Annotated in this window: 17 protein-coding genes and 1 pseudogene; 14 read left to right on the forward strand and 4 right to left on the reverse strand. The window is 56.4% G+C overall.

From position 1 onward, the window contains the following. Positions 1 to 80: 80 nt before the first annotated feature. The gene (locus SA190iCDA_RS18655) at positions 81 to 2,228 is read right to left on the reverse strand and encodes a TonB-dependent siderophore receptor (RefSeq protein ID WP_070885535.1); all 2,148 of its coding nucleotides are present in this window, start codon (positions 2,226 to 2,228) and stop codon (positions 81 to 83) included. Between the two features lie 959 nt (positions 2,229 to 3,187). On the opposite strand from SA190iCDA_RS18655, the gene SA190iCDA_RS18660 reads away from it, so the two are divergent. After that, positions 3,188 to 3,580 carry a hypothetical protein gene (locus SA190iCDA_RS18660; protein WP_236101341.1) on the forward strand — a complete coding sequence of 131 codons (393 nt, stop codon included), beginning with the start codon at positions 3,188 to 3,190 and terminating at the stop codon, positions 3,578 to 3,580. After that, positions 3,504 to 3,749, forward strand: a complete 246-nt coding sequence (locus tag SA190iCDA_RS18665) for a LasR-specific antiactivator QslA (RefSeq protein WP_236101309.1) — start codon at positions 3,504 to 3,506, stop codon at positions 3,747 to 3,749. Before SA190iCDA_RS18660 ends, SA190iCDA_RS18665 begins: the two co-directional genes overlap by 77 nt. Before the next feature lie 182 nt (positions 3,750 to 3,931). On the opposite strand, the gene SA190iCDA_RS18670 is transcribed toward SA190iCDA_RS18665, so the two are convergent. Both SA190iCDA_RS18670 and SA190iCDA_RS18675 read right to left on the reverse strand, forming a co-directional pair. After that, complete coding sequence (locus tag SA190iCDA_RS18670; RefSeq protein WP_070885536.1) at positions 3,932 to 4,807, reverse strand: ImmA/IrrE family metallo-endopeptidase; 876 nt, start codon at positions 4,805 to 4,807, stop codon at positions 3,932 to 3,934. A gap of 13 nt (positions 4,808 to 4,820) precedes the next feature. Beyond that, positions 4,821 to 5,390, reverse strand: coding sequence for a helix-turn-helix domain-containing protein (locus tag SA190iCDA_RS18675; protein WP_236100911.1), 570 nt, complete (start codon positions 5,388 to 5,390; stop codon positions 4,821 to 4,823). A 12-nt stretch (positions 5,391 to 5,402) separates the two neighbouring features. On the opposite strand from SA190iCDA_RS18675, the gene SA190iCDA_RS18680 reads away from it, so the two are divergent. The 6 genes from SA190iCDA_RS18680 (at position 5,403) to SA190iCDA_RS18705 (ending at position 10,713) form a co-directional block, all read left to right on the forward strand. Beyond that, entirely contained in the window at positions 5,403 to 6,152 is a 750-nt protein-coding gene (locus SA190iCDA_RS18680; RefSeq protein WP_070885769.1) for a multiubiquitin domain-containing protein, read from the forward strand. After that, positions 6,127 to 7,314, forward strand: coding sequence for a ThiF family adenylyltransferase (locus SA190iCDA_RS18685; RefSeq protein ID WP_070885538.1), 1,188 nt, complete (start codon positions 6,127 to 6,129; stop codon positions 7,312 to 7,314). The genes SA190iCDA_RS18680 and SA190iCDA_RS18685 overlap by 26 nt, the downstream gene beginning before the upstream one ends. Positions 7,315 to 7,388: 74 nt before the next feature. Continuing rightward, the gene (locus SA190iCDA_RS18690) at positions 7,389 to 7,757 is read left to right on the forward strand and encodes a DUF6527 family protein (protein ID WP_236101311.1); all 369 of its coding nucleotides are present in this window, start codon (positions 7,389 to 7,391) and stop codon (positions 7,755 to 7,757) included. Between the two features lie 385 nt (positions 7,758 to 8,142). Continuing rightward, positions 8,143 to 8,775 (forward strand): hypothetical protein, encoded by a 633-nt coding sequence (locus SA190iCDA_RS18695; protein WP_083329776.1) that lies wholly within the window; start codon positions 8,143 to 8,145, stop codon positions 8,773 to 8,775. Beyond that, positions 8,775 to 9,638 carry an ImmA/IrrE family metallo-endopeptidase gene (locus SA190iCDA_RS18700; protein ID WP_083329777.1) on the forward strand — a complete coding sequence of 288 codons (864 nt, stop codon included), beginning with the start codon at positions 8,775 to 8,777 and terminating at the stop codon, positions 9,636 to 9,638. Before SA190iCDA_RS18695 ends, SA190iCDA_RS18700 begins: the two co-directional genes overlap by 1 nt. Continuing rightward, a complete protein-coding gene (locus SA190iCDA_RS18705) occupies positions 9,631 to 10,713 on the forward strand; it encodes a beta family protein (protein WP_070885770.1) in 1,083 nt (360 codons plus the stop codon). Before SA190iCDA_RS18700 ends, SA190iCDA_RS18705 begins: the two co-directional genes overlap by 8 nt. On the opposite strand, the gene SA190iCDA_RS18710 is transcribed toward SA190iCDA_RS18705, so the two are convergent. Then, positions 10,688 to 11,254 carry a sce7726 family protein gene (locus SA190iCDA_RS18710; protein WP_070885539.1) on the reverse strand — a complete coding sequence of 189 codons (567 nt, stop codon included), beginning with the start codon at positions 11,252 to 11,254 and terminating at the stop codon, positions 10,688 to 10,690. The genes SA190iCDA_RS18705 and SA190iCDA_RS18710 overlap by 26 nt on opposite strands. Before the next feature lie 1,225 nt (positions 11,255 to 12,479). Between SA190iCDA_RS18710 and parA the strand changes: the two are divergent. The 6 genes and pseudogenes from parA (at position 12,480) to SA190iCDA_RS18740 (ending at position 22,044) form a co-directional block, all read left to right on the forward strand. Next, positions 12,480 to 13,118: pseudogene (gene parA, locus SA190iCDA_RS18715) on the forward strand (ParA family partition ATPase). Beyond that, positions 13,115 to 13,348 carry a hypothetical protein gene (locus tag SA190iCDA_RS18720; protein ID WP_070885540.1) on the forward strand — a complete coding sequence of 78 codons (234 nt, stop codon included), beginning with the start codon at positions 13,115 to 13,117 and terminating at the stop codon, positions 13,346 to 13,348. Before parA ends, SA190iCDA_RS18720 begins: the two are co-directional and overlap by 4 nt. A gap of 1,045 nt (positions 13,349 to 14,393) precedes the next feature. Further along, a complete protein-coding gene (hsdR, locus tag SA190iCDA_RS18725; RefSeq protein ID WP_070885541.1) occupies positions 14,394 to 17,870 on the forward strand; it encodes a type I restriction-modification system endonuclease in 3,477 nt (1,158 codons plus the stop codon). A gap of 241 nt (positions 17,871 to 18,111) precedes the next feature. After that, the gene (locus SA190iCDA_RS18730) at positions 18,112 to 19,110 is read left to right on the forward strand and encodes an Abi family protein (RefSeq protein WP_070885542.1); all 999 of its coding nucleotides are present in this window, start codon (positions 18,112 to 18,114) and stop codon (positions 19,108 to 19,110) included. A 73-nt stretch (positions 19,111 to 19,183) separates the two neighbouring features. After that, positions 19,184 to 20,728, forward strand: coding sequence for an HsdM family class I SAM-dependent methyltransferase (locus SA190iCDA_RS18735; protein ID WP_070885543.1), 1,545 nt, complete (start codon positions 19,184 to 19,186; stop codon positions 20,726 to 20,728). Beyond that, positions 20,725 to 22,044 (forward strand): restriction endonuclease subunit S, encoded by a 1,320-nt coding sequence (locus tag SA190iCDA_RS18740; protein ID WP_070885544.1) that lies wholly within the window; start codon positions 20,725 to 20,727, stop codon positions 22,042 to 22,044. The genes SA190iCDA_RS18735 and SA190iCDA_RS18740 overlap by 4 nt, the downstream gene beginning before the upstream one ends. The last annotated feature ends 26 nt before the right edge of the window (positions 22,045 to 22,070 follow it).

The following is a 22,070-nucleotide window of genomic DNA, read 5'->3' on the forward strand; positions in this document are numbered from 1 at the left end:
AGTGCTGCCTCACCTCGCAGAGTGATAGCAGCCATGAACACCGCCCGAGGGCAAAAATGCTCGGGCTACGGTGCACCCACTTACCAGTTGTAACTCACCTTGGCGGTGATTTCGCGGCCAGAATTGTAGTAGTTCGCACTACCGCGACCGACCACATGTTGCTCGTCCAGTAGGTTGCTGAGGTTAACCGCCAGGTCAGTCCCTTTAGCGATCTGATAATTGAACGCGGCATCAAATATTGTAGCGCCTTTGCTCTCGCCATTGTTGTTCAGGTCATTGAAGTAATAGGACCCTATATAACGGGCGCCCAGGCCGACGCTAACAGCTGTTCCCGGCACGCTGTAATAACTCCAGAGCGAGGCCGAATGCTTCGGAGCGGTAACCAGCCTGTTACCCTTGATTGATACGACGTCATAGGCCGCGCCGTTCCATACCTGCAGCGCGCCGCGCAGCACCTCGGTGTCCATATAGGTGTAGCCACCTACCAGACTCAGGTTATCGGTCAACTCTGTCTTGGCCTCCAGCTCGAGGCCACGCACACGCTGCTCACCCACAGTCTGCTGATCGATAACGCCGTTCTGCTGCACGACCGCTGTGGCGACATCTTCCTGAGTCAGCTCATAGACAGCGGCAGAGAACAGCGCATTCATTGATGCCGGCGAATACTTCAGACCGACTTCGTATTGTGTGCCGCGCTCTGGAGTAGTGCCCACCTCAGGTGGAGCGACGGACTCGACCATGCTGATGTAGGTGGATAATTCGTCAGTGACTATATAGGTCAACGCGCCACGGAAGGAGTTTTCCGAGAAGCTATCAGACGCCTTGCTTCCGGCGAGGTAATCAGTCTCCGAAACGTCCATGGAGTCATTGCGCATACCGAAAGTGACAATGAAACGCTCGTAGAACGAGATATTTTGTTGCAGGAATACAGATTTGACCCGGTTGTCTCGGTCCTTGTTCTCATAAATGATCGGTGCAGAAACACCGGTATATCGCGGATTGGCTACATCAATTGGATCTGCCGAACCATATACGGAAACCCCCTTGCTCGTGGAATCGAGATATTCCACGCCCGCGATGCTGCTGCTATCGATGTTCTCGAAACGCGCATCGTATTGCAGGATGACGTTGCCATTGAACTGCTCGGCTTCACTGTCGTACCCCAGGTAACCCCGGTCAACCAGAGTTCCGCTATGACCGGAAGCGTCACTGATATAGGCATAGCCGTACTCATCGGACAAATCGCTGTAGCGCAGATTGCTGCTCAGCGTAAAGCCATTATCAAAGTTATGGCTGAAGCTGCCACTGATATTGGTGCGCTCGACATCATGGAAGTTGTAGGTTGGCTCGCCAAAGAACTCGTCGCGATCATATTCCCTGTCCATCGGGTAACCGCCGCTGTTCGGCGTGCTGTCCTGGCGCAGGTGATCCACCACCAACGTGGCCGAGGTAAAAGCCGTTGGTGCCCAAGTCAGCCCTCCCATAACGAAGTTGTTATCGTCTTGTGAGTGGTCATATTCCCGATCACTGCCCTGAAACTTACCAGTGAATCGATACGCGAGAGTCTGATCCGCATTCAGCGAATCACCGACGTCGATACCCGTCTCCTTGTGATCGAAAGAACCGTAGCTCGCATACACTTGTCCAAACTTGTCGAAGCGCGGCTTCTTGGTCACGAAGTTCACCGAGCCACCAGGGTCGGCAGGGCCGAACAGCGTCGAGTTGGCCCCACGCAGTACTTCGACACGCTCATAGGCGAACGAATCTTCACGCACGCCACGCATCGAACCCAGGGTCAGGCCGTCGCGGTAAGTCGTAGCATTGAAGCCTCGGATCTGGAAATAGTCATTGCGATCATCAGTACTGTAGTAGTCGGCAACAACGCCTGGTGTGTATTTCAACACTTCTTCAGTCGTACTGGCGTTGCGCTGCTCGATTTCCTTCTGCGTGATCACCGAAACCGAAGCCGGCGTATTGAGAATGCTGGTCGCAACCTTGCCCCCTACCCAAAGCTCCTGAGCGACCACCGTGCTGGCATCATCGCTGGCGGCCGCCTGCGTGTTGACGATGATCGGCGCGAGGCGATAGGCCTCCTCCTCACTGATGGTGGTGGCCTCCTGGGCATTTACGCTCAGGGGAACGGCAACCAGCGGCGTGCAGAACAGGGCGGCAGCGGTTCGCTGCCAGGACATGGTTGTAGGAATGGCCCTGGGTTTGCAGTGAGTCATGCTCAAGATCCTTGATTGTTGGAAGCCCCCTGCCGCGAGCGCCATTCAGTGCTGTCGCAGAAATCAGCAGAGGTCGTACAACAATCATATTCGAAAACCTCTATCACAACGATAGTCATTAACAATAAAGTTCCCGACTGTCGCATAAAAATCAGCAGCTTGATCTGCCGTTGGCGGCGCCAGGCCTATGCCCCCCTCCCAATTGAAACGTCGCGGCCCGCGCCGGCTCGATCAAAATACGGTACGCAAGAAGCACAAAAGCCCGCATTACGCGGGCTTTTGGCTTCCTGACCACTGACTACCGGCTCAAACCGGACGCGGGATCATTCCCACTCGATCATCAACAAGCCGCCCGAACCCGCTTGGCTTAAGGGACTGGCTGAAATTGACATGGGCCTTACCGCCACTTCTACCGTCAATCGCGCAGAGCTTTACTAAGGCGAGAGATAGATCGATTTGCGGGGCGACGGATCTGGCAACGCCATCATCAATCAGCCTACATATTATCCGCAAGCCGCCCCCGAGACGAACCCGAACATGCCGTCGCTGAATCAGGGCCGAGGTGTTGCCCGTCTTCAATCTCACCTACGCCACAGTAGGTTGCCATCCTGAAACCCTCGGGCTAGAGTGCGCCCGTCGTGGTAAATCCCACGACCGGGTGTGACAACCTGATTCGTTCGAGGCGCGGTAGCGCCATAGCTTAGGTAGCCAGCAATACGATTGCTTGGCTGCTTAACTTCTATGGCGGGCCGTGTGGGGCAGGCTTTTGCCTGGCCGGTTCCCTCGGACGCCGGTTTGTCACCCCCGCACGGTCCGCCACCCATATCCGAGTGACAACGGCGGGTGACGGCTCCTTAATCGTCTGAGGAGCACAAGGAAAATGCGCTACCCCTTTTTTACCCGAGAGCTCCGCCTTGGGCTTCAGGTCTTGCTGTCCACCTCTGACCCGGAGGTGCGCCATGGCTGAGTTCGAATCCTGCGTTGTACCTTTCCCGCTGCAGCGAAGCCCGCTGCATGAATCCGAACGCTCTCCCCTACCCTCTGAAGCTGCCGCTGAACTGCGCGGCGTCATGCTCGGCAATCTGCTGGATCAGTTGGCCGAACCCGATGGGTTGCAGCCGGATGATCTGCGCGTGCGGATCGCTGCTTACTCAGCTCTGGATCTGCTCGATGAGATGGTCGTGCTCTATCGTCGCGCCCTATCCGAGGCGCGAGGGGGGCGAGATGAGCAAAGGTGTAATAACCTGCCTTCCACCTCACGACGGCCACCCAGGTGTGGAAATTACCTGGGCCACCGACTGCAAGGAGGCGTTCAATCAGGGCGCAATGCTGGCCCAGAGCTGGCTGGATAATGCTCGCAGTGGTTGGCTCTGGGCAGTCATGATCGCCGAGCGCGACTTACTAGCATGTGCGATAGAACGGAGAGCCTTTGAAGTGGGCTTCCTCAGCCGCGTCCACCAGCGCATATGCTCACCCAGGTGCTGCGGCCAGTCGGCTAAACCCCTTTCCTTGGAGCGGTAAAGCTGATGTTCGCCAGCCGGCCTTGCCGGCTTGCGCTAACCGTCACATGCCGTCAAATTTTGGCCCCCATAACGCGGGCTCCCTAGAACAGGCAGAGAACGGCCAAAATCAGCCGCTTTTTCTAGTACTAGTGATGAAGTTTGGCGCCCTTAGGGGGCTACTAAGTCCTAGCTTAGAAAGGGTTAGTACCGAGGCTTCGACCATCCAGGATAGCCGTCGAGTTCTTCTAGCAGGTCATCGCGGTCATCCTGGATACGGCGATTGCCGCTGGATGCTGGGCGCTGCTCGAGTTCCTCGAAAATGAGGATGGACTGAGTCTGTTTAGTGGGGGCGTGGTAGGTCGTTTGCTCATAGCAGGCAAATCGTCGGGCATCATCACTGTTGCTCCAGTCCAGGCCCTCAGCATCCGCTTCGTGAAAGCCACTGGCTCCGGACATGAAAGCCTTTGCAGCTGCGGAGTTCTTGGGCAATGGAATGTCCCTAGATATCCAGACTCGAGCCTCTTTCAGTGCCTTCGAGGTGATGGCGTATTTGACGACTCCTTCCTCGGCCACCACAAACGCTAGGTGGGCTCCAGAGGCTTGAGCAAATCTGGAGGCGACGCATGATCGGGACGCCTGAAACTGTTCAGCCAGTTCCGCTAGATGCTCAAGCGTAAAGTCTTTCTCTTCAGCAAGAGGCTGAATCACTCCCCAGGGCACCAAGCACTCAGCGGCAAAAATGTCGCAAAGCACCTCTTCAGGAGGGCGGCCAGTAAAGTGTTCCAGCTCAGCAGCTGGAACCTTTTCTTCATGGTTGGATTTGAGTTCGAGGACGTGGTGGGCGATCTCATGAAGGATCGTAAATCTCTGACGGAGGGGGCTGTCATCCTGATTGACCCAGATACAGGTCTTTCCACGGCGAACAACGGTGCAGCCGGCTTCACCCTCTGCCATCTCCGTCCGAGCAACTCGAATATCCAGAAATGAAGCGAGGGCTTCCACATCGACAGGCACCGTTGTGATACCCGCATCTTTCAAGAGCTTTCGAGCCCGAGCGACCGCAATGTTTTCGTCCATGAAAATCCTCGCTCTACATCTGTTGAATGAGCTCGATCCGCTTGAGCCAAGCTTCCTCTGTGTTAGGTCGCTCACCTCGGAAGCTCATGGTTGCAACGTCCTCGAAGTCCTCCCAAGGGATGTCTTCACGAGACATCATCAGGCGGTAGAGCGCGTCGTCGAGGGTTACAGGCTTTGCCAGCAGTTTAAACACCTCAGCCTCGCGAGGCCCCAACCCCAGAGCCTGGCCCAATCGGGATACGACGTCGTCGGAAGGGGCCTGTTTACTACCCTTTTCTAGTCTCCAGATGTACGCGTGATCTAGATCGCCTGCGCGCTTCTCCAGCTCACGAAAGCTCAGCTCTTGCCGTTCACGCATGGCTGCGATGAACCCCGCCAAATCCATTTTTTTCTCCAACCGCTTGCATTGCCCGCGAAGGCGGGAGTAGTCTGTTGTCCAGCCAGACAACAGCTGCGTTTCATGCTCCATGATAAGCGGCTTTTTTTTGAAGTCCACTGTTGTCTGGCCGGACAACGACCTACGGGTCGTTTTTATGGGCGGCGGTGTTGTCCAGACAGACAACGCGGCGTCTAACTCATGCAAGAGGGCTTTACCATGACTCAGTTGAACGATCTCGACGTGGAGGACGTGGCCGCCGCTGTATCGGTTGGCCGCGAAGTTCGCGAGCACGGGCCTTACAAAATCCAGGTGGGTAATGAGAACCTGGACTACCGGTCTTTGGTGATCACTGATCCAGTTCCGACCGGGCAACAGGTACTGGAAGCAGCGGGACTGCGCCCAGTCAGCGAGTACCTGCTCTACCAGATGTATGCCAATGGCCATCTCGAATTGCTCAGCCCGAGCGAGACGACCGATTTGCGCCAGGCAGGGATCGAGAAATTCCTGGCATTCAAGAGCGACCGCTCGTTCCGCTTCTTCATCGATGGTCGCTCGCAGGACTGGGGAGGCCAGCGCATTTCAGGCCGCACTCTGAAGCACCTCGCAGGCGTCGACGCTCATAAATATGAGGTTTTCCTGGTGATCCCCGGCGAGGACGATGAGCTGGTTGAAGACAATGAGCTGTTTGACCTGGCTCGCCCTGGGGTGGAGCACTTCGCTGCAGTCGAGATCAGTATCAAGGTCTTCGTGAACACCCTGCCTGCCTTCGTCCACTCCCGCTACCTCAGTTACTGGGAGGTGGTACGCCTTGCCTATCCCGACGCGGTGCCGTCGCCCAATGCTCAGTTCACGGTGACCTACGCCAAGGGCTTTGAAGGCAACTCGCTTACCAACCTGGTTGAAGGCCAGATCGTCCGTATCAAGAAGGGGATGCACTTCAATGTCACACCAACTGATAAGTCGTAGTCCGCAGCTCCTGCGCTTGCGCAATGAAGGGTACAACCTCGAAGTCATGGGTTCTTACCTGCTGGTTCGCGAGGTTCCCTACGTGAATGCGCAGCGCCAGGTCTGCAAAGGCGTGCTGGTCATGACGCTCAACCTCACTGCTGATGTGGCAGAGAGCCCCGGCGACCACACTGCATATTTCATTGGCGAAATCCCCTGTGACTCACAGGGGAGACCACTCGAGCAGATCATCAACAACAGCAACCAGCAGCAGCTGCTGCCCGAGTTGGCGGTGAACCACTACTTCTCTGCCAAGCCTCGCACTGGAAATTACGCGAACTACTACGAGAAGGTGTCGCTGTACGTGGCCATGCTGTCTGGCCCAGCCAATGCTCTCGACAAGGATGTCACCGCAAAAACCTTCTCGCCCATCCGGTCGGACGCGGATGAGTCGGTGTTTGTATATACCGATACAGCCTCTGCGCGAGCAGGTATCGGTATGCCTACCGAGAAGCTCAAACGGCTGAAAATTGCGATTGTGGGATTGGGCGGTACAGGCGCGTACATCGTGGATCAGGTGGCGAAGACACCTGTGGCTGAGATCCACCTGTATGACGGCGATGCCCTACAGCAGCACAACGCGTTTCGTTTCCCCGGGGCTGTGCCGTTCGCGGTACTGGAGCGGGGTATTACGAAGGTGGAGTACCTGTATGAGGTCTACAGCGAAATGCACCGCCATATCACTCCTCACGCGCGCATGATCACTGCGGACAATGTGGGTGAGCTTCGTGTCTTTGACTATGTGTTCCTGTGCGTCGACAACACCAAGGCACGCAAGCTGGTGGTGAAGGAGCTCAAGGGGACACAGACCACTCTGATCGATGTAGGCATGGGCGTTCATTTGGTTGGCGAGACGCAGCAGATTTGGGGGACGTGCCGGGTGAGCGCACTTACTCCTGAGCACCATGATCATGCTGATCGGACGATGCCGCTAACCGAAAATGACGCTGAGGATATCTACCGCTCGAACATCCAGATCGCTGATCTGAACGGCCATAACGCGATGCTAGCCATTGGGGTTTGGAAGCGACTCTGCGGCTTCTACTCCGATAACAGTCAGGCTAGTCACATCACCTATTCGACCAACCTGAACGAAATGGGTAACAGCGAGGAGAGGCTATGACAATTCGTCGCCTCACCCCACAGTTTGTAGAGCATTTCCCGGAGAGGCTCGAGCCTGGTGAGATTTACCTCGCAATGGAGTTCGCTACTGCAGTGCATCTGTGTGCGTGTGGTTGCGGAAACAAGGTAATAACGCCGTTCTCTCCGACTGACTGGCAGATGTCCTTTGATGGTGAGTCGGTTTCGCTGAAGCCCTCGATAGGAAATTGGTCGTTCCGCTGCCGATCACACTATTGGCTACGATCAGGCCGGATTGTTTGGGCTGGCGATATGTCCCAAGAGGCAGTCAATGCAGTTCGCAATCGAGACCTTCGAGCGAAGGTACTGCACCAAGCAGCTCGGGCTAAGGGCGAGGACGCAGGTCAGTCGGAGTGGGTAGATCCTCAGGTAGAGCCTAAGGCCGCGACTTGGTTTGATCGGCTCAAAAGCCGGCTTGGGTTGTGATGGGATGGAGCATCGGAAATCTACGTTTGAAAAGAACGGGGAAACTCTTCAGCAGTTGACTGAGGGGCCGACGCCATTCCGCCAAGCGAGCTCTGCTTGGACTGCTGTGCCGATGATTTAAGGCTCTGATTTACTGGATGAGAAGGCTTATCGTTACCGAAAGCATCCAGAGCGCGCAAAGCATACTCAAGTGATAATGCGGAGTGATCGAATTTGTATGAGGTCAACCGCCTACCGCACGCTATTCTCCAAAAAACCAGCACAGTTTTTCATAAAAAATCCCATGAAAATAATGAGTTGCGTGCGAGTTTCATATGTATTTTGCTGGCTGCTAGCAATTTGCTATATTTGTTCAAAGAGCCAATCAAGGATGTAAGGCCGCAGCATGCCAACATTGAAGTGCCTCCACACGGGTAAAGACATCCCGTACGCCATCTCCGATGGCATTGATCTCCGCACGACGGTCAGCCTTGACGTGGATTGGGGCGAGGAGAAAGCAAGGCTCTTCGGGCAGCTGATCGCAGAGAATCCAGGCGCCTTGGACGATCCTGCTAAATGGGATGAGCTGCTTAATACCTATCAGTTAAATGACTATCACTGGGCATGGGCTCAAAAAGCCCGGCAGTGTAATTCTGCTGAATATTTTTGGTTTTATTTAATGGCGGACGGTAAAGTCCAGGCCGCATGTATTATTAAACACCCCAAAGAAAGCCGGGTGGATAATGCGGGAATTTTCTATGTCGATTACCTTGCTGTTGCATATTGGAATCGGCGAAGGAATGGTTATGCTCGGCGCTTCGATGGGGTTGGTACGAAGCTATTGATTCATGCAATAAATTATTCAATTAATGTCTTAGGATATCGCCCTGGATTCTCGCTTCATTCTTTGCCTTCATCGGAAGGTTACTACCGAAGCCTGCAAATGACAGATTATGGAATTGATGCCGCTTACCAGAATCTTCGGTATTTTGAAGCAACAGAGCCAGTAGCTCGGTCAATAGCGCAAGGAGCTGCGTGATGAGCGAGGGTAATTTCTCTCCTTGGGATGACGCTCCCATAATCCCAAGCTCCGAAACGTCACCCCAACCATTGTTTGAGGCATTTAAGCGCTTTAGCGAAGAGCTTTCAGGTAAAGACATCGATTCGCGAAAGCCGGCGAATATGTCGAGGCAAGAGTATTTGGCAATGCTCGCGTTTCAGTCGACTGAGGTGGCCGGCGTTCTATATAGAAAGAACCCCCAGGCACACGAAACAAAAGTCCAAGCTTGGCTTTCGTCCTCTATCACGATGGCAAAGCGGCTTTCACTTACGATGGCTGCGGAATACAAAGGTATCTCTCAGGACGATATCGGTAACATTATACGACTAAGCCTGAAGCCGGAGAACATTGCTAGGCTGCCAGATATTCTAGCTGAACAGCATGGTGTGGCTTTGATAGTTCAGCCCGGTTATACCTCGATGAAAATGGACGGCTGCGCACTAAAGTTGCCAGACTCTCGGCCAATGATTGGGATTACGCTTCGATACAATCGTTACGACAATTTTTGGTTCACCCTTGTGCATGAGCTCGCACATCTTTGCCTCCATGATGATCATCTTGATACTCCAATCGTAGATGACTTAGATGAAGCTGTAACAGATGACATAGAGGCAGAAGCGAACGCATTTGCTAGAGAATGCTTTGTCCCGCGTCGTGAGTGGCGCGTTCTATATGAAAATCGTCACAGCGAATCCCAGCTAGAGAAAACGTGTGCGGATCTTGGGGTTCATCCAGATATTGTCGCAGGCTTAATAAGGTTTGCTGCCAAAGACTACAAGCTCTATCCCCGCCGTCATCGTACAGTGGACGTTAAAAAACTTTTGGGGTTTGCGGATGTATAAATACGCTCCGTTTCTGAAGTTTAAGCAAAATGAGATCCAAGCGGTATTTTCCATATATCCTGACATTCAGGGCTTTACTTTGCCGCTTTTTGATATACCTAAAGAAAAAAAACAAGACACTGAACTAGATATACTAAATAGGCTAAGCAAGGGCGAGAAGCAGTTAGCTGCTCATTCAAGAAAGATCCCGAATCTAAAATTCTTCATAGATAACTTTGATATTGACGACAGCGTACTTTTGGGCGGCACCCAGCAGTACCGATATATCCTCGGCAAGCTTGAGACTTACAACATTATACCTATTGTTGCTTTTGATCGGGCGCCGGATCACAACGTCGCAGCTATTGAATACTGCAAGCGAAAGTGCAGCAGATTAGGAATCCGACTGCAAACTGAGGATTTTCAAAGCTTCAATTTGCTTAAGCTGAAATTGGCTCAGATTTTGTCTGAGGCGACTGAGGCAGGCGTGACGACCACCTATCTCATTTTCGACTGCAGGATGATTGAAAGTCACGAGGACGTTGACGATCTTAAAGCTTCGATTGAAAAATTCTACAACCAATGCAGCCAGCAATTTTCCATTAATCATTACATAGTTGCTGGATCGGTAATCCCTGCAAACATTACAAAACTAATGAAAACCAAAACCACAATGATGGTTGAAAGGTTAGAGGATAAGCTTTGGAGGAAGTTGACAGCCATTCCGGCACTTTCAGGAATTAATTACGGTGACTATGGGGTAGTTAGCCCTGAGTTTTCAGAGGCGGACTTACCTGTCGAGTTAATGCCTAAATTTATGGCCCCTAAAGTTTTTTATACAACGAAAGGGGAGTTTTATGCTGAGCGCGGAGGGCAGTTTCAAGGCCATGCCAAGGGGTACGGCCAATATTTCGATATTGCGGACAACATAGTAAGCAAGCCCTATTTTCGTGGAGCCGGGCATTCAGATGGCGACAAGTATATACACACAAGGAGTCATCTGAGTGCGCGACGCCCTAAGAAGGGTGGTTCGCCTGGTAGCTGGATAAAAGCAACCCTCTCAGCTCACATTACGTTTGTCGTAAGGAAGCGTTAGTTCGGTTTAGAATGGCGCTTTGGATCTGCGCCAAGGCGTCGCTCTTATTGACAATGGACCCTAGGTTCTTTGCGAAGTCATTTCGATTGCCGGACTTCTTCTGTATCACTCCCATCCTCTCGGAAACGTCGAGAAGCTCCTGACGCCAAAGCATCATGAGCGCCTTGTTGGTGACGAAGTCAGGATTATTGGATGCTTTGCGTTCATATCTAAATATGACTCGGTCGCCCTTATCCTGCGCAACCAAAACACCCCAGTATTCAGGAAGGTTCCGCAGCGCCCAGCGAACATGTTTAGTGGTAAGCACTAGCGTAAGTTTGGGGAAGGAGTGAGAGAATACTTCCGCTTGCTTTAGTATTCGCTGAATGCTATCAGTTTCACCCTTGATCTCGTAGCAGTGCATTTGCTTATAAAATGCGACGACGTCCGCAACAGCATTTCCATTGTGCACATGAAGTTCTTGCAACACATGGGTCGGTCGAGGAGACCTAGTATTCAGATGCTGCACTAGCGCATTTCGAATCTCAGCATCTTTAAGCATGCAATAAATGCTCCACTGTAAAGCTTGTAAACTTTTATTTTACACACGCAATATAGATAAATCGACAACGAAGATGTGGCCTACTTCATGCCGCGGGTCTTTCATCGATGCCAACAGGCAGCAATGCGAAATCAATCGCCCTTGGGGCGCCCCCTCCATACCTATGCGTAAGCATTTCTGTCAGCGCCCTTTTGGCCCAGGCCGTGTAAAAGCGTTGGCATCGACCTTGCTGTGATTTGATGGAGTCAAACTCAGCAGGGCTAGCCATGAAGCGTTTCATACAGGGAGAGCATCGAGGCCAAAGCACACTGCCGCGCGCACCCACCCGAAAGGCTGATGCTCAGGCGCGCGCACCCGGCAATCAGCCTGGAGCAACCGCATTAAGCCGCCAGTTGATTGAGACCGTTAGTCTTACGGTTTTGCACAAATCCGTCGATACGTATCCACGGATTTACGGATTGGTGGGGAAGCGGATCTGCGCTTTTGCGGATTTACGGAAAACCGCCGATACGGTTTTCCGGTTTTGTAGAAAGCCGTAGAACCGCATCTTCGGAGACTGCAGCCGCACACGCCATATGCCGCCCGTTGGGCGAGACTGCGAGACGCGAGCTCGCACACGAACAGGCCAGGGTCTACCAGTGAGGCGCACCTGTTCACCCTTGAGCTACGCTTACCGACAGCGGCTAGAAACGCCTCCAGAGCCCTTTAGAACGCTCCAGCCGCTTTACCCCACAAGTCATCTGAAGCGTTTCAACGCGCTCCTAGGCCGTTCCCTGCAAACGCGCACAGACCCGGGGGCGACCATCGGCGCTAACACCAGCAAGAGGACGACGCGCCGCAGATCGCAACGCATCCCCTCGGCGAGATTATCTGGAGCCGCCTGCGCCCAGCTTCGGAGCGACGCCCTCTCCTGCCTCGGAAACCGCTGAAACATCGCAGCGCTTGCCCACCAGGCGACCGGATCTCCGGCGCGTGCCGTCAACGGCACGGGGATAACTTTGGGAAAAGCTGTGAATGCAGTCGTGCTATCAGGCGCACGCCGGCACGTGCTATCAGGCGCATCACTCTCGTGCTATTAGGCGCATGAACTCCGCTGCAGGCCACGGCTGGCGGGGCTTCCAGCTTCCCTTAACTTAACTAACTTAAAAGCTCTAACTTGTTATTGGGGCAGCGCCTGTGTGTGAACAGGTGCTAATCGGGGCAGTCTGGCCGGGGAGATCCGGCCATGATCGTCGCCCTGCTCAACCAGAAAGGCGGGGTGGGCAAGACCATCCTGGCCACCCATATCGCCGGCGAACTGACCCTGCGCGGGCAGAACGTCATCTTGCTCGATGCCGACCCGCAGGGCTCGGCGCCGGACTGGACGCAGCGGCGCAGCCAGCAGGGCTTGCCCAGGCTGTTCAGCGCCGTCGGCCTGGCGCGCGAGACGCTGCACCAGGAAGCACTGGAGCTGGCTCGTCGCGCCGATCACGTGATCATCGACGGGCCACCGCGCATCGCCGCCCTCGCCCGCTCAGCGTTGATGGCGGCAGATCGCGTGTTGATCCCGGTGCAGCCGAGCCCCTACGACCTGTGGGCCAGCGCGGAGATGGTCAACCTGATCCGCAAAGCGTAGGTGTTCAGGCCGATGCTACGCGCGGCGTTCGCTATCAACCGCCGCGTCAGCACCACGGTGATCGGCCGTGAAGCGCGCGGCGCCCTGGCCGACCAACCGCTACCGACACTGCAGACCGAAGTACGCCAGCGCATCGTCTTCGCCGAGAGCGTGGCAGCCGGTCGTCTGGCACGTGAACTGGCGCCGGACAGTGCCGCCGCGCGGGAGGTCAGCAGCCTGGTGGACGAGTTGCTGAGGTGGTCGCCATGAGCGGCAAGCGCATCGGTATCGGTGCACGTCCACTGGCAGATCCGCAGGCCGAAGCCTGGATACGCCAGGGCGTCGCCATCGATCACGGCAAGGTCGAGCGCTACAGCGCTCGGCTGACGCTGGACGTGACGCCAGCACTGCGCACGCGCATCAAGCTGGCGGCCTTCGACCGCGGCGTGACCATGGCAAAGATGCTGCGCGAGGTGCTGGAGCAGCGGGCAACGTCATGACGTCGGGAACTCACCAGGCATGGCGACCGCTGACACTGCTCACAGGCGCATGTTCGCCCCAGGTTCGACAGCGCTCGCAACGTCGCCACCACGGCTGATCCACAAAAGGTCCGACAGCGTCCCTGACGGCGTATCGCACTTCGCCGGCCAATTCACTGGCGCCTGGCGATCTGATGCTGGTTCACCTACTACTAGAGGAATGCAATGGCTACGCAGCACGGCTACCTGCCGGCGAATGCACCGCCATTGAAGACCGTGGCGGCGATGGTGCCGCAGCACATGTGCATGCAAGAGAGTCAGGTGCTGTGCACATCAATGGCGTCCTTATTGCCTGGCTCTTGCGCAGGGATCGACAGAGTCGCGCGCTGCTAGTCTGGCAGGCCTGTCGGCGCTTGGTTGGTGATGAATGCTCCGGCTCAGCAGCACCAACCCGAAGTCATTCCACAGTCGTTACTTAGGTCCGTTGTCTGTCGGCGCGGTGATCGTTCGGGCGCAGCTCTTGAGGTCAGACTCATGTCTGATGAGCTGTCGATTGTCGCGTCGATCTGGATGTCGATAGCGTGTGCTCAGCCTGCGCATTCAAGCACCGCGGCCCCGCGGATACCTCTGCCCTCGGCTACCACCCAGCGACTGCGAGATCCTTAGTATCCCCCAGCCTGATTACCCTGCTCAGGAGCACAAAGACACGGAAAAAGCGGAGGGCAAGATAAAAGGAGGCGGCACTTCGTTGGCCTGGAAAGCAGTCTGCACGGGGGTTGGAGACGGCACCCAATCAATGCGTCTGCGTGCCGCCTACGCCGCAAACCTGCGCCAGCACTGGCTCTGAAGCGTGCCTAACACGCCAAACTACGATCAGGCTGGAGGTTCACTCTGGATGGTCTTGCATTAACGGTTAGCTGTCCGGCCAGCTAGCCGATACGCACTGGGTCATCGAGTGGCTCAATGCCATGGTCAAACTCGGCTCATCTTGGTTAAGCTGCCCTCACTTACGCACGATAAAGCCATACAGGGCTTATTAAGTGGGAACGCAACCGAAGGATCGATCATGGCGGCCAGCAGTAACTTTGCCTTTCTCCAGGAGCACGACCCCGTTTTCCTGCAGCTTGCGAGCACAGCCGAGCAGGTCTTCGCCAGCGATCCCAACACCACACTGATCAAACTGCGCCAACTCGGCGAAGCGCTGGCTCAGGACTTGGCCAGCCGCGCCGGTATCGAGTTCGATGCCACCACCACGCAGTCCGACCTACTCTACAAGCTCAGCCGCGAGATCCAGCTGGATCAGAACATCCGCAGCCTGTTCCACACTCTGCGCGTCGAGGGCAACAGAGCCACCCATGAGTTCCGCACCCAGCATCGCGAGGCCATGGATGGTTTGAAGGTCGCCCGCGCTCTGGCCATCTGGTATCACCAGTCGTTCGGCAAGAATGCTCATGCGTTCAAACCTGGCCCGTTCGTCACCCCCGCAGATCCCAGCGCACCGCTGCGCGATCTGCAAAGCCAGATCGAACAGCTCAAGACGCAGCTCAGCGAGTCCAGCCAGCAACTGGAGAGCAACCAGAAGCTGGCCGACCTGCTCAAGCAGGAGGCTGAAGAATACGCCGTGCTTGCCGAGCAGATGGATGCCGAATCACGCAGCCATAAGCAACTAGCAGCCGAACACGAAGCCTCGCTGCAAAAGCTGCGCAGTGAGCACGAACAAAGCCTCAAAGCCCTGCAGCAGCAGCTGGCTGCCCAGCCACAAGCCAGCCAACAGGTCGCCAAGCTGACTCAGCAGGCCAGCAGCAGCTTCGATCTATCCGAAGACCTGACCCGTATCTTGATCGACCAGCAGTTGATCGACGCTGGCTGGGAGGCCGACTCCCTCGACCTCACCTACAGCAAGGGAGCGCGCCCGGAGAAGGGCAAGAACAAGGCCATCGCCGAATGGCCCACCAGCAGCCCCAAAGCATGCGCCGACTACGTACTGTTCGCTGGTCTCACGCCCATCGCCATCGTTGAAGCCAAGCGTAAGCGCATCAATATCGCCGATCGTATCCCCCAGGCCGAGCGCTATGCCCGTGAGTTCAACTTGGCGACAGAGCATCAGCAGCCCTGGCTACTGGCCGGCCAAGCTCAGCCCTGGAACGATGGCCAGGGTGGTCACTTCCGCGTGCCCTTTGCCTTCGCCTGCAACGGCCGGCCCTTTATCAAGCAGCTCGCCGAACAGTCCGGAACCTGGTTCCGTGACCTGCGCAGTCCGGCCAATACACGCCGTCCGTTGCAAGATTTCCACAAACCGGATGACCTGCTCGACCTGCTCAAACGCAGCCAGGCAGACGCCGAGGCCAAGCTCAAGGCCGAGGGCTTCTCCTACCTCAAGCTGCGCGACTACCAGGAGAAAGCCATCCAGGCCGTAGAGCAGGCCCTGGCCAACAATCAGCGTGACTGCCTGCTGGCCATGGCCACCGGCACCGGTAAAACCCGCACCATCATTGGCCTGATGTACCGATTTCTGAAGGCCGAACGCTTCAAGCGCATCCTTTTTCTGGTGGACCGTAGTGCCCTAGGCCAGCAAGCCATCGACTCGTTCAACGACACAACGCTTGAGCAGAACCACACCCTGGCGCAGATCTACGACATCAAAGAGCTGGGCGACATGGCTGCCGAAGCGGAAACCCGCATTCAGGTGGCCACCGTGCAGGCTATGGTCAGCCGCATTTTCCGCTCGGATAACCCGCCGCCCGTGGGCGAATTCGATTGCATCATCGTGGACGAAGCCCACCGGGGTTACACCCTCGATCAGGAGATGACCGAAGGTGAGTTGGCCGTGCGCGATCACAGCCAGTACCTCTCGCAGTACCGTCGCGTGCTCGACCACTTCGACGCTTGCCGCATCGGCCTCACCGCCACCCCAGCCAAGCACACCAGCGAAATTTTCGGCAAACCGGTCTTCACCTACAGCTACCGCGAGGCCGTGGCCGACGACTGGCTGGTGGATCACGAACCACCGATCCGCTATGAAACCCAGCTCAGCAAGCACGGTATCCGCTTCGAGAAAGGCGAGTCGGTCAGCGTCATCAACACCCAGACCGGCGAAGTAGACGTAGCTGAGCTGGAAGATGAACTCAGCTTCAACATCGAGTCGTTCAACCGCCGCGTGATCACCCCGGCCTTCGATAAAGTCATCTGTGACGAGCTGGCTAAGGAGCTGGACCCGTTTGGCGAAGAAAAGACTATGATCTTCTGCGTCAACCAGGCCCACGCCGAACGGGTGAAAAACCTGCTCGACGATGCCTTCAAAGAGGCCTACGGCGAGCAATACAACGAAGCGGCCGTGCGCATCATCACCGGGCAAAGCGACAAGGTTGAGCAGCTGATTCGTCGCTACAAGAACGAGCCCAACCCTAGTATCGCCATCACCGTCGACCTGCTCACCACCGGTATCGACGTGCCGAAAATCTGCAACCTGGTATTTATGCGCCGGGTACGCTCGCGCATCCTCTACGAGCAGATGAAAGGCCGTGCCACCCGCCGCTGCGACGACATCGGCAAAACCGTATTCCGCATCTACGACCCCGTCGACCTTTACGCCAGCCTGGAAGCGGTCGACACCATGAAGCCCCTGGTGAAGAACCCCAACATCAGCCTGGAGCAACTGGTCAGCGAACTCACCGGCGGAGCCAGCCATGACGCACCCGGCAGCCAGGACGACAGCAGCCATGCCCATGACGTGCTCGACCAACTGAGCCAACGCGTCATGCGTATCCTGCGCAAGGCCCAGCACAAGGCCGAGGACAAACCCACGCTCAAGAAAAAGCTCGATGAGCTGCAAGAAGTTTGGGGCGTTGAGCCGGCCCAATTACATAAACACCTGCACGACCTTGGCCCGCAGCAAGCGGCCAACTTCGTCCGCCAACACAGCCAGTTGCTCAACCAGCTCGCCGCCGTCAGCGCCCTGCTCGGCTCGGAGAACTACCCGGTTATCTCCACCCACAGCGACGAACTGCTGCTGCGCGAGCAAAACTACGGACAAAACCAGAAGCCGGCTGACTACCTGGAAAGCTTTAACGACTTTATTCGCAGCCAGCTCAACCAATCTGCGGCTCTTGGCGTTGTGGTCAACCGCCCCAAGGATCTGACCCGCGAACAACTGCGCGAAGTCCGCCTACTGCTCGACCAGCACGGCTTTAGCGAAGCCAGCCTGCAAAGCGCCTGGCGCAATCAGACCAACCAGGAAATCGCCGCCAGCATCATCGGCTATATCCGCCAGGCGGCCATCGGCGAAGCCCTGCTGCCCTTCGATCAACGGGTGGCCAAAGCCATGCAGGCCATCTACGCCCAGCAACCCTGGACGCCCGTGCAACGCAAATGGCTGGATCGCCTGGCCAAGCAATTGGTGCACGAAGTGGTCATCGACCCGCAGCAGGTCAACGATGCTTTCCGCAACGATGGCGGCCTCAAGGCGCTGGATCGCAACCTGGGCGGCAACTTGGAACAGGTATTGGAAGCGTTGAATGACAACCTGTGGTCGGCTGCTGGATGAAAGGTCCGCAATCCCTCCATTTCAACCAAAGAGAAAGCACCGTACAACGTGCGGCAGGCTTTGCTGTGCTGCCCTTCCGTCCATCCGAGCAGTGCCAAATACCCTGCAAAACAATGCCAAATCTCTTGCAAAACGATGCACTGGTGCATAACCTCTCACGTAACACACCCGCCATGCCTATGGTTGCTTCGGCAGCTACGCACAAATTGAGCGGGTTTTTTATGCCCGATTGTTTTTCCGCATGAAGCCCTTCAGCAAGCCAGCCATTGATATTCCTGCGCAGCTGACCCTACTCAAACAGCGCGGACTAACCATCCAGGACGAAGCCAAGGCGCACTGCTTTCTGGAAGCGGTCAGCTTCTTCCGCCTCACGCCCTACATGCGCCCATTCCAGCTTTTGGAAGATGCCGACCACGGTTTCAAGCCCGGCACCCGCCTGCAGGCACTCACCCGTCTATATGACTTCGACCGTCGCCTGCGCCTGCTGGTCATGGATGCCATCGAGCGCATAGAAGTCGCGGCCAGAGCCGTCATTAGCAACCACATGGGGCCGCAATATGGCTCGCACTGGTATCTGGAGCCAAAGCTCTTCCAGCGCGGCTATCGGCACCAGACGCTGCTCGACAGCATTCGTAGCAAGCAGGACAAGGCGTTCCAGGATCATCTGCGCGAATGCCAGCGTATCGACGCCTCCCAAGCCTCTGACGCCCGCAAAGAGCAACTCAAGAGCATGCGTGCCAAGGAAAGTTATGCACGCCATTACGCCCTGACGTACAACACCCCCGACCTGATGCCCGCCTGGGCGGCCATGGAAGAAATCACCCTGGGCGATCTCTCGCACCTGTTCAAGGGCCTGGCCCGCGACGCCGACAAAAAGGCCATCGCCAGACGCCTGAAGCTACCGGCCCCTCTACTGCAATCCTGGCTGCACACCCTGACCACCATTCGTAATATCTGTGCGCACCACGCACGCCTATGGAACCGCGAGTTGGGCATCCGTCCCGAGCTACCCCGGACGGTTAATTTCCCCTGGCCGCAACACCTGCAACAACCCGGACAACATGCCCGCCTGTTCACCGTGCTGTGCATCCTCAACCTGCTGATGCGCCAGGTTAGCCCGCATACCAGTTGGGACAGGCGTCTGCACGACTTACTGGCAGAGTTTCCAGAGACCAACCTACGGGCCATGGGCTTTCCGCCCGACTGGCAGAACGACCCTTTCTGGCAAACACCCGACTAAGCCTCCCTATTTCCCCGTGAGCCGAATAGCAGATGTATTCGGCTCACGTCATGAGCCAATTAGAGATCACCCCATGACCAACTCCGATATCGTTCAGAAGCTCTGGAACCTCTGCGACGTGCTGCGCGACGACGGCATCAACTACAGCGACTACGTCACCGAACTGGTGCTCCTGCTGTTTATCAAGATGGAATACGAACAGGCCCAGAGCGGCAACCAGTTCGAGCACAAGCTGCCCGCAGGCGCGCGCTGGCCGGATCTCACCGACAAATCCGGTCTTAACCTGCTCGACCACTACCGGCAGATGCTGCTGGATCTGGGCAAGAACAGCGACCCGCTGATCGCCGCCATCTATGCCGACGCGCAAACGCGCCTGAAAGAACCACGCCACCTGGAACAACTGATCAAGAGCCTAGACGGCATCGACTGGTTCAGCGCCCGCCAGGATGGCCTCGGCGATCTCTACGAAGGCCTGCTGGAAAAGAACGCCAGCGAAACCAAATCCGGCGCCGGCCAGTACTTCACTCCGCGCCCGCTGATCGACAGCATTATCCGCTGCATCAAGCCACAGCCCGGCGAAGTGATTCAGGATCCGGCCGCCGGCACTGCAGGCTTTCTGATTGCCGCCGATGCCTATATCAAGCGCCACACCGACGACCTCTATGACCTCGATGAGAAAGCTCGTAGCTTCCAGCGCAACAGGGCCTTTGTCGGCATCGAACTGGTGCCCGGCACGCGCCGCCTGGCCCTGATGAACACCCTGCTGCACGGCATGGAGGGCGACGAGGAAGGCGTGGTGCACCTCGGCAATGCCCTTGGCCAGGTCGGCGCCAGCCAGCCCAAGGTCGAGGTGATTCTCTCCAACCCGCCCTTCGGCACCGCCAAAGGCGGCGGTGGCCCGACCCGCGACGACCTCACCTACAAGACCAGCAACAAGCAGCTGGCCTTTCTGCAGCATATCTATCGCGGTCTGAAACCGGGTGGCCGCGCCGCCGTGGTGCTGCCGGACAACGTACTGTTCGAGGCCGGCGTCGGCACCGAGGTGCGCCGCGACCTGATGGACAAGTGCAACTTGCATACAATCCTGCGCCTGCCCACCGGCATTTTTTATGCGCAAGGCGTCAAGACCAACGTGCTGTTCTTCCAAAGAGGCACCGCAGATAACCCGCGACAAGAACAAGGCTGCACCCAGCGCGTCTGGGTCTATGACCTACGCAGCAATATGCCCAGCTTCGGCAAACGCACCCCCTTTGGTGCTCAACACCTCAAACCCTTCGAGGACGCCTACGGCGATGACCCCAACGGCAATAGCTCGCGCGCCGAGAATGTCGAAGGCATTGGCGAGCTCAGCCGCTTCCGAGTGTTTACCCGTGAACAGATCCGCGAACGCGGCGACTCCCTGGATATCAGCTGGCTAAAGGATGCCGATAGCCTGGATGCAGCCGACCTGCCCGCCCCGGAAGTGTTGGCCGGTGAGGCCATGGCCGAACTGACCGAGGCCCTGCATGAGTTGGAAGAGCTGATGAAGGCGCTGGGGGCTGGTGATGAAGTGGCGGCGCAGAAGCAGTTGATGGCGGAGGTGATGGGGTTGGCGGTGGTTGAGGGGAACGGGGAATGAGTGAGTTGCCAAGCGGGTGGGCAAGGACCTCACTTGGAGAGATCGCAACGTGGGGATCAGGCGGAACTCCGTCTCGCAGTGAGCCGAACTTCTACGGTGGCTCAATACCCTGGATTAAAAGTGGCGAGCTAAATGCTCGCTATGTGAAAAGCACCGAAGAGAACATCACTGAAGCTGCCGTGAGTGGGTCCAGCGCCAAGATCTTTCCTGCGGGCTCAGTAGCCATTGCTATGTACGGGGCCACAATCGGAAAAACGGCCATTCTTGGAGTGGATGCTGCAACGAACCAAGCCTGTGCTGTGGGTGCTCCAATCGAAGGTTTGACCTCTTCAGAGTTCCTGTACCGACTGCTGCAGAACGAAAAAGATGCATTCATCGAGAAAGGGAAAGGCGGGGCTCAACCAAATATTTCACAAGCGGTGATAAAAGCGCATGAAGTGAGCCTTCCGCCACTCGCCGAACAAACCCGAATCGCCCAGAAACTCGATGAACTGCTGGCCCAGGTCGATACCCTCAAAGCCCGCATCGACGGCATCCCCGCGCTGCTCAAACGCTTCCGCCAATCCGTCCTCGCCGCCGCAGTTTCCGGGCGGTTGACGGAAGAGTGGCGTGGATTGCAGTCGGATAGTTTGCCGCAGAGTCACAGCGCCGACATGCCAGCCGGTTGGTCTGTGATCCCGTTGGGTAATTACGCCGCGAACCATGATGGTGCTCGCAAGCCGATCTCAGCCAAAGAACGCGAGTCGCGGAAGGGGGATCATCCTTATTTCGGTGCTACAGGACAGATCGACAGAATCGACGGCTATACACATGACGGTGAGTTCGTGCTGGTTGGTGAAGATGGTGCAAACCTTCTGACTCGGGCTAAACCTCTCGCCTTCATCGCCAAAGGACAGATATGGGTGAACAATCATGCTCACGTAATTGCCAGCCCATCCGGGCATTCAAATACTTACTTGGCGATTTATCTGAATACTCTCGATATAACACCGTGGGTCAGTGGGTCGGCCCAGCCGAAGCTGAACCAGAAAAACATGAACGAAATCCCTGTCCACGTTCCGCCCCCTGCTGAGCAGGTTGAAATCGTCCACCGCGTCGAACAACTATTCGCCTTCGCCGACCAATTGGAAGCCAAAGTCGCCTCGGCCAAAAGCCGTATCGACCATCTAACCCAAAGTATCCTGGCCAAAGCCTTCCGCGGCGAACTGGTGCCGCAAGACCCGAACGACGAACCGGCCAGCGTGCTGCTGGAACGCATCAAAGCCCAACGCGCCGCCGCCCCCAAGGCCAAGCGCGGCAGAAAGGCCTCAGCGTGAGCAACACCGGACAACTCTTTACCTTA

Origin of the sequence: Pseudomonas argentinensis (genome assembly GCF_001839655.2) — a bacterium.
GTDB classification, from domain to species: Bacteria; Pseudomonadota; Gammaproteobacteria; order Pseudomonadales; family Pseudomonadaceae; genus Aquipseudomonas; species Aquipseudomonas argentinensis_B.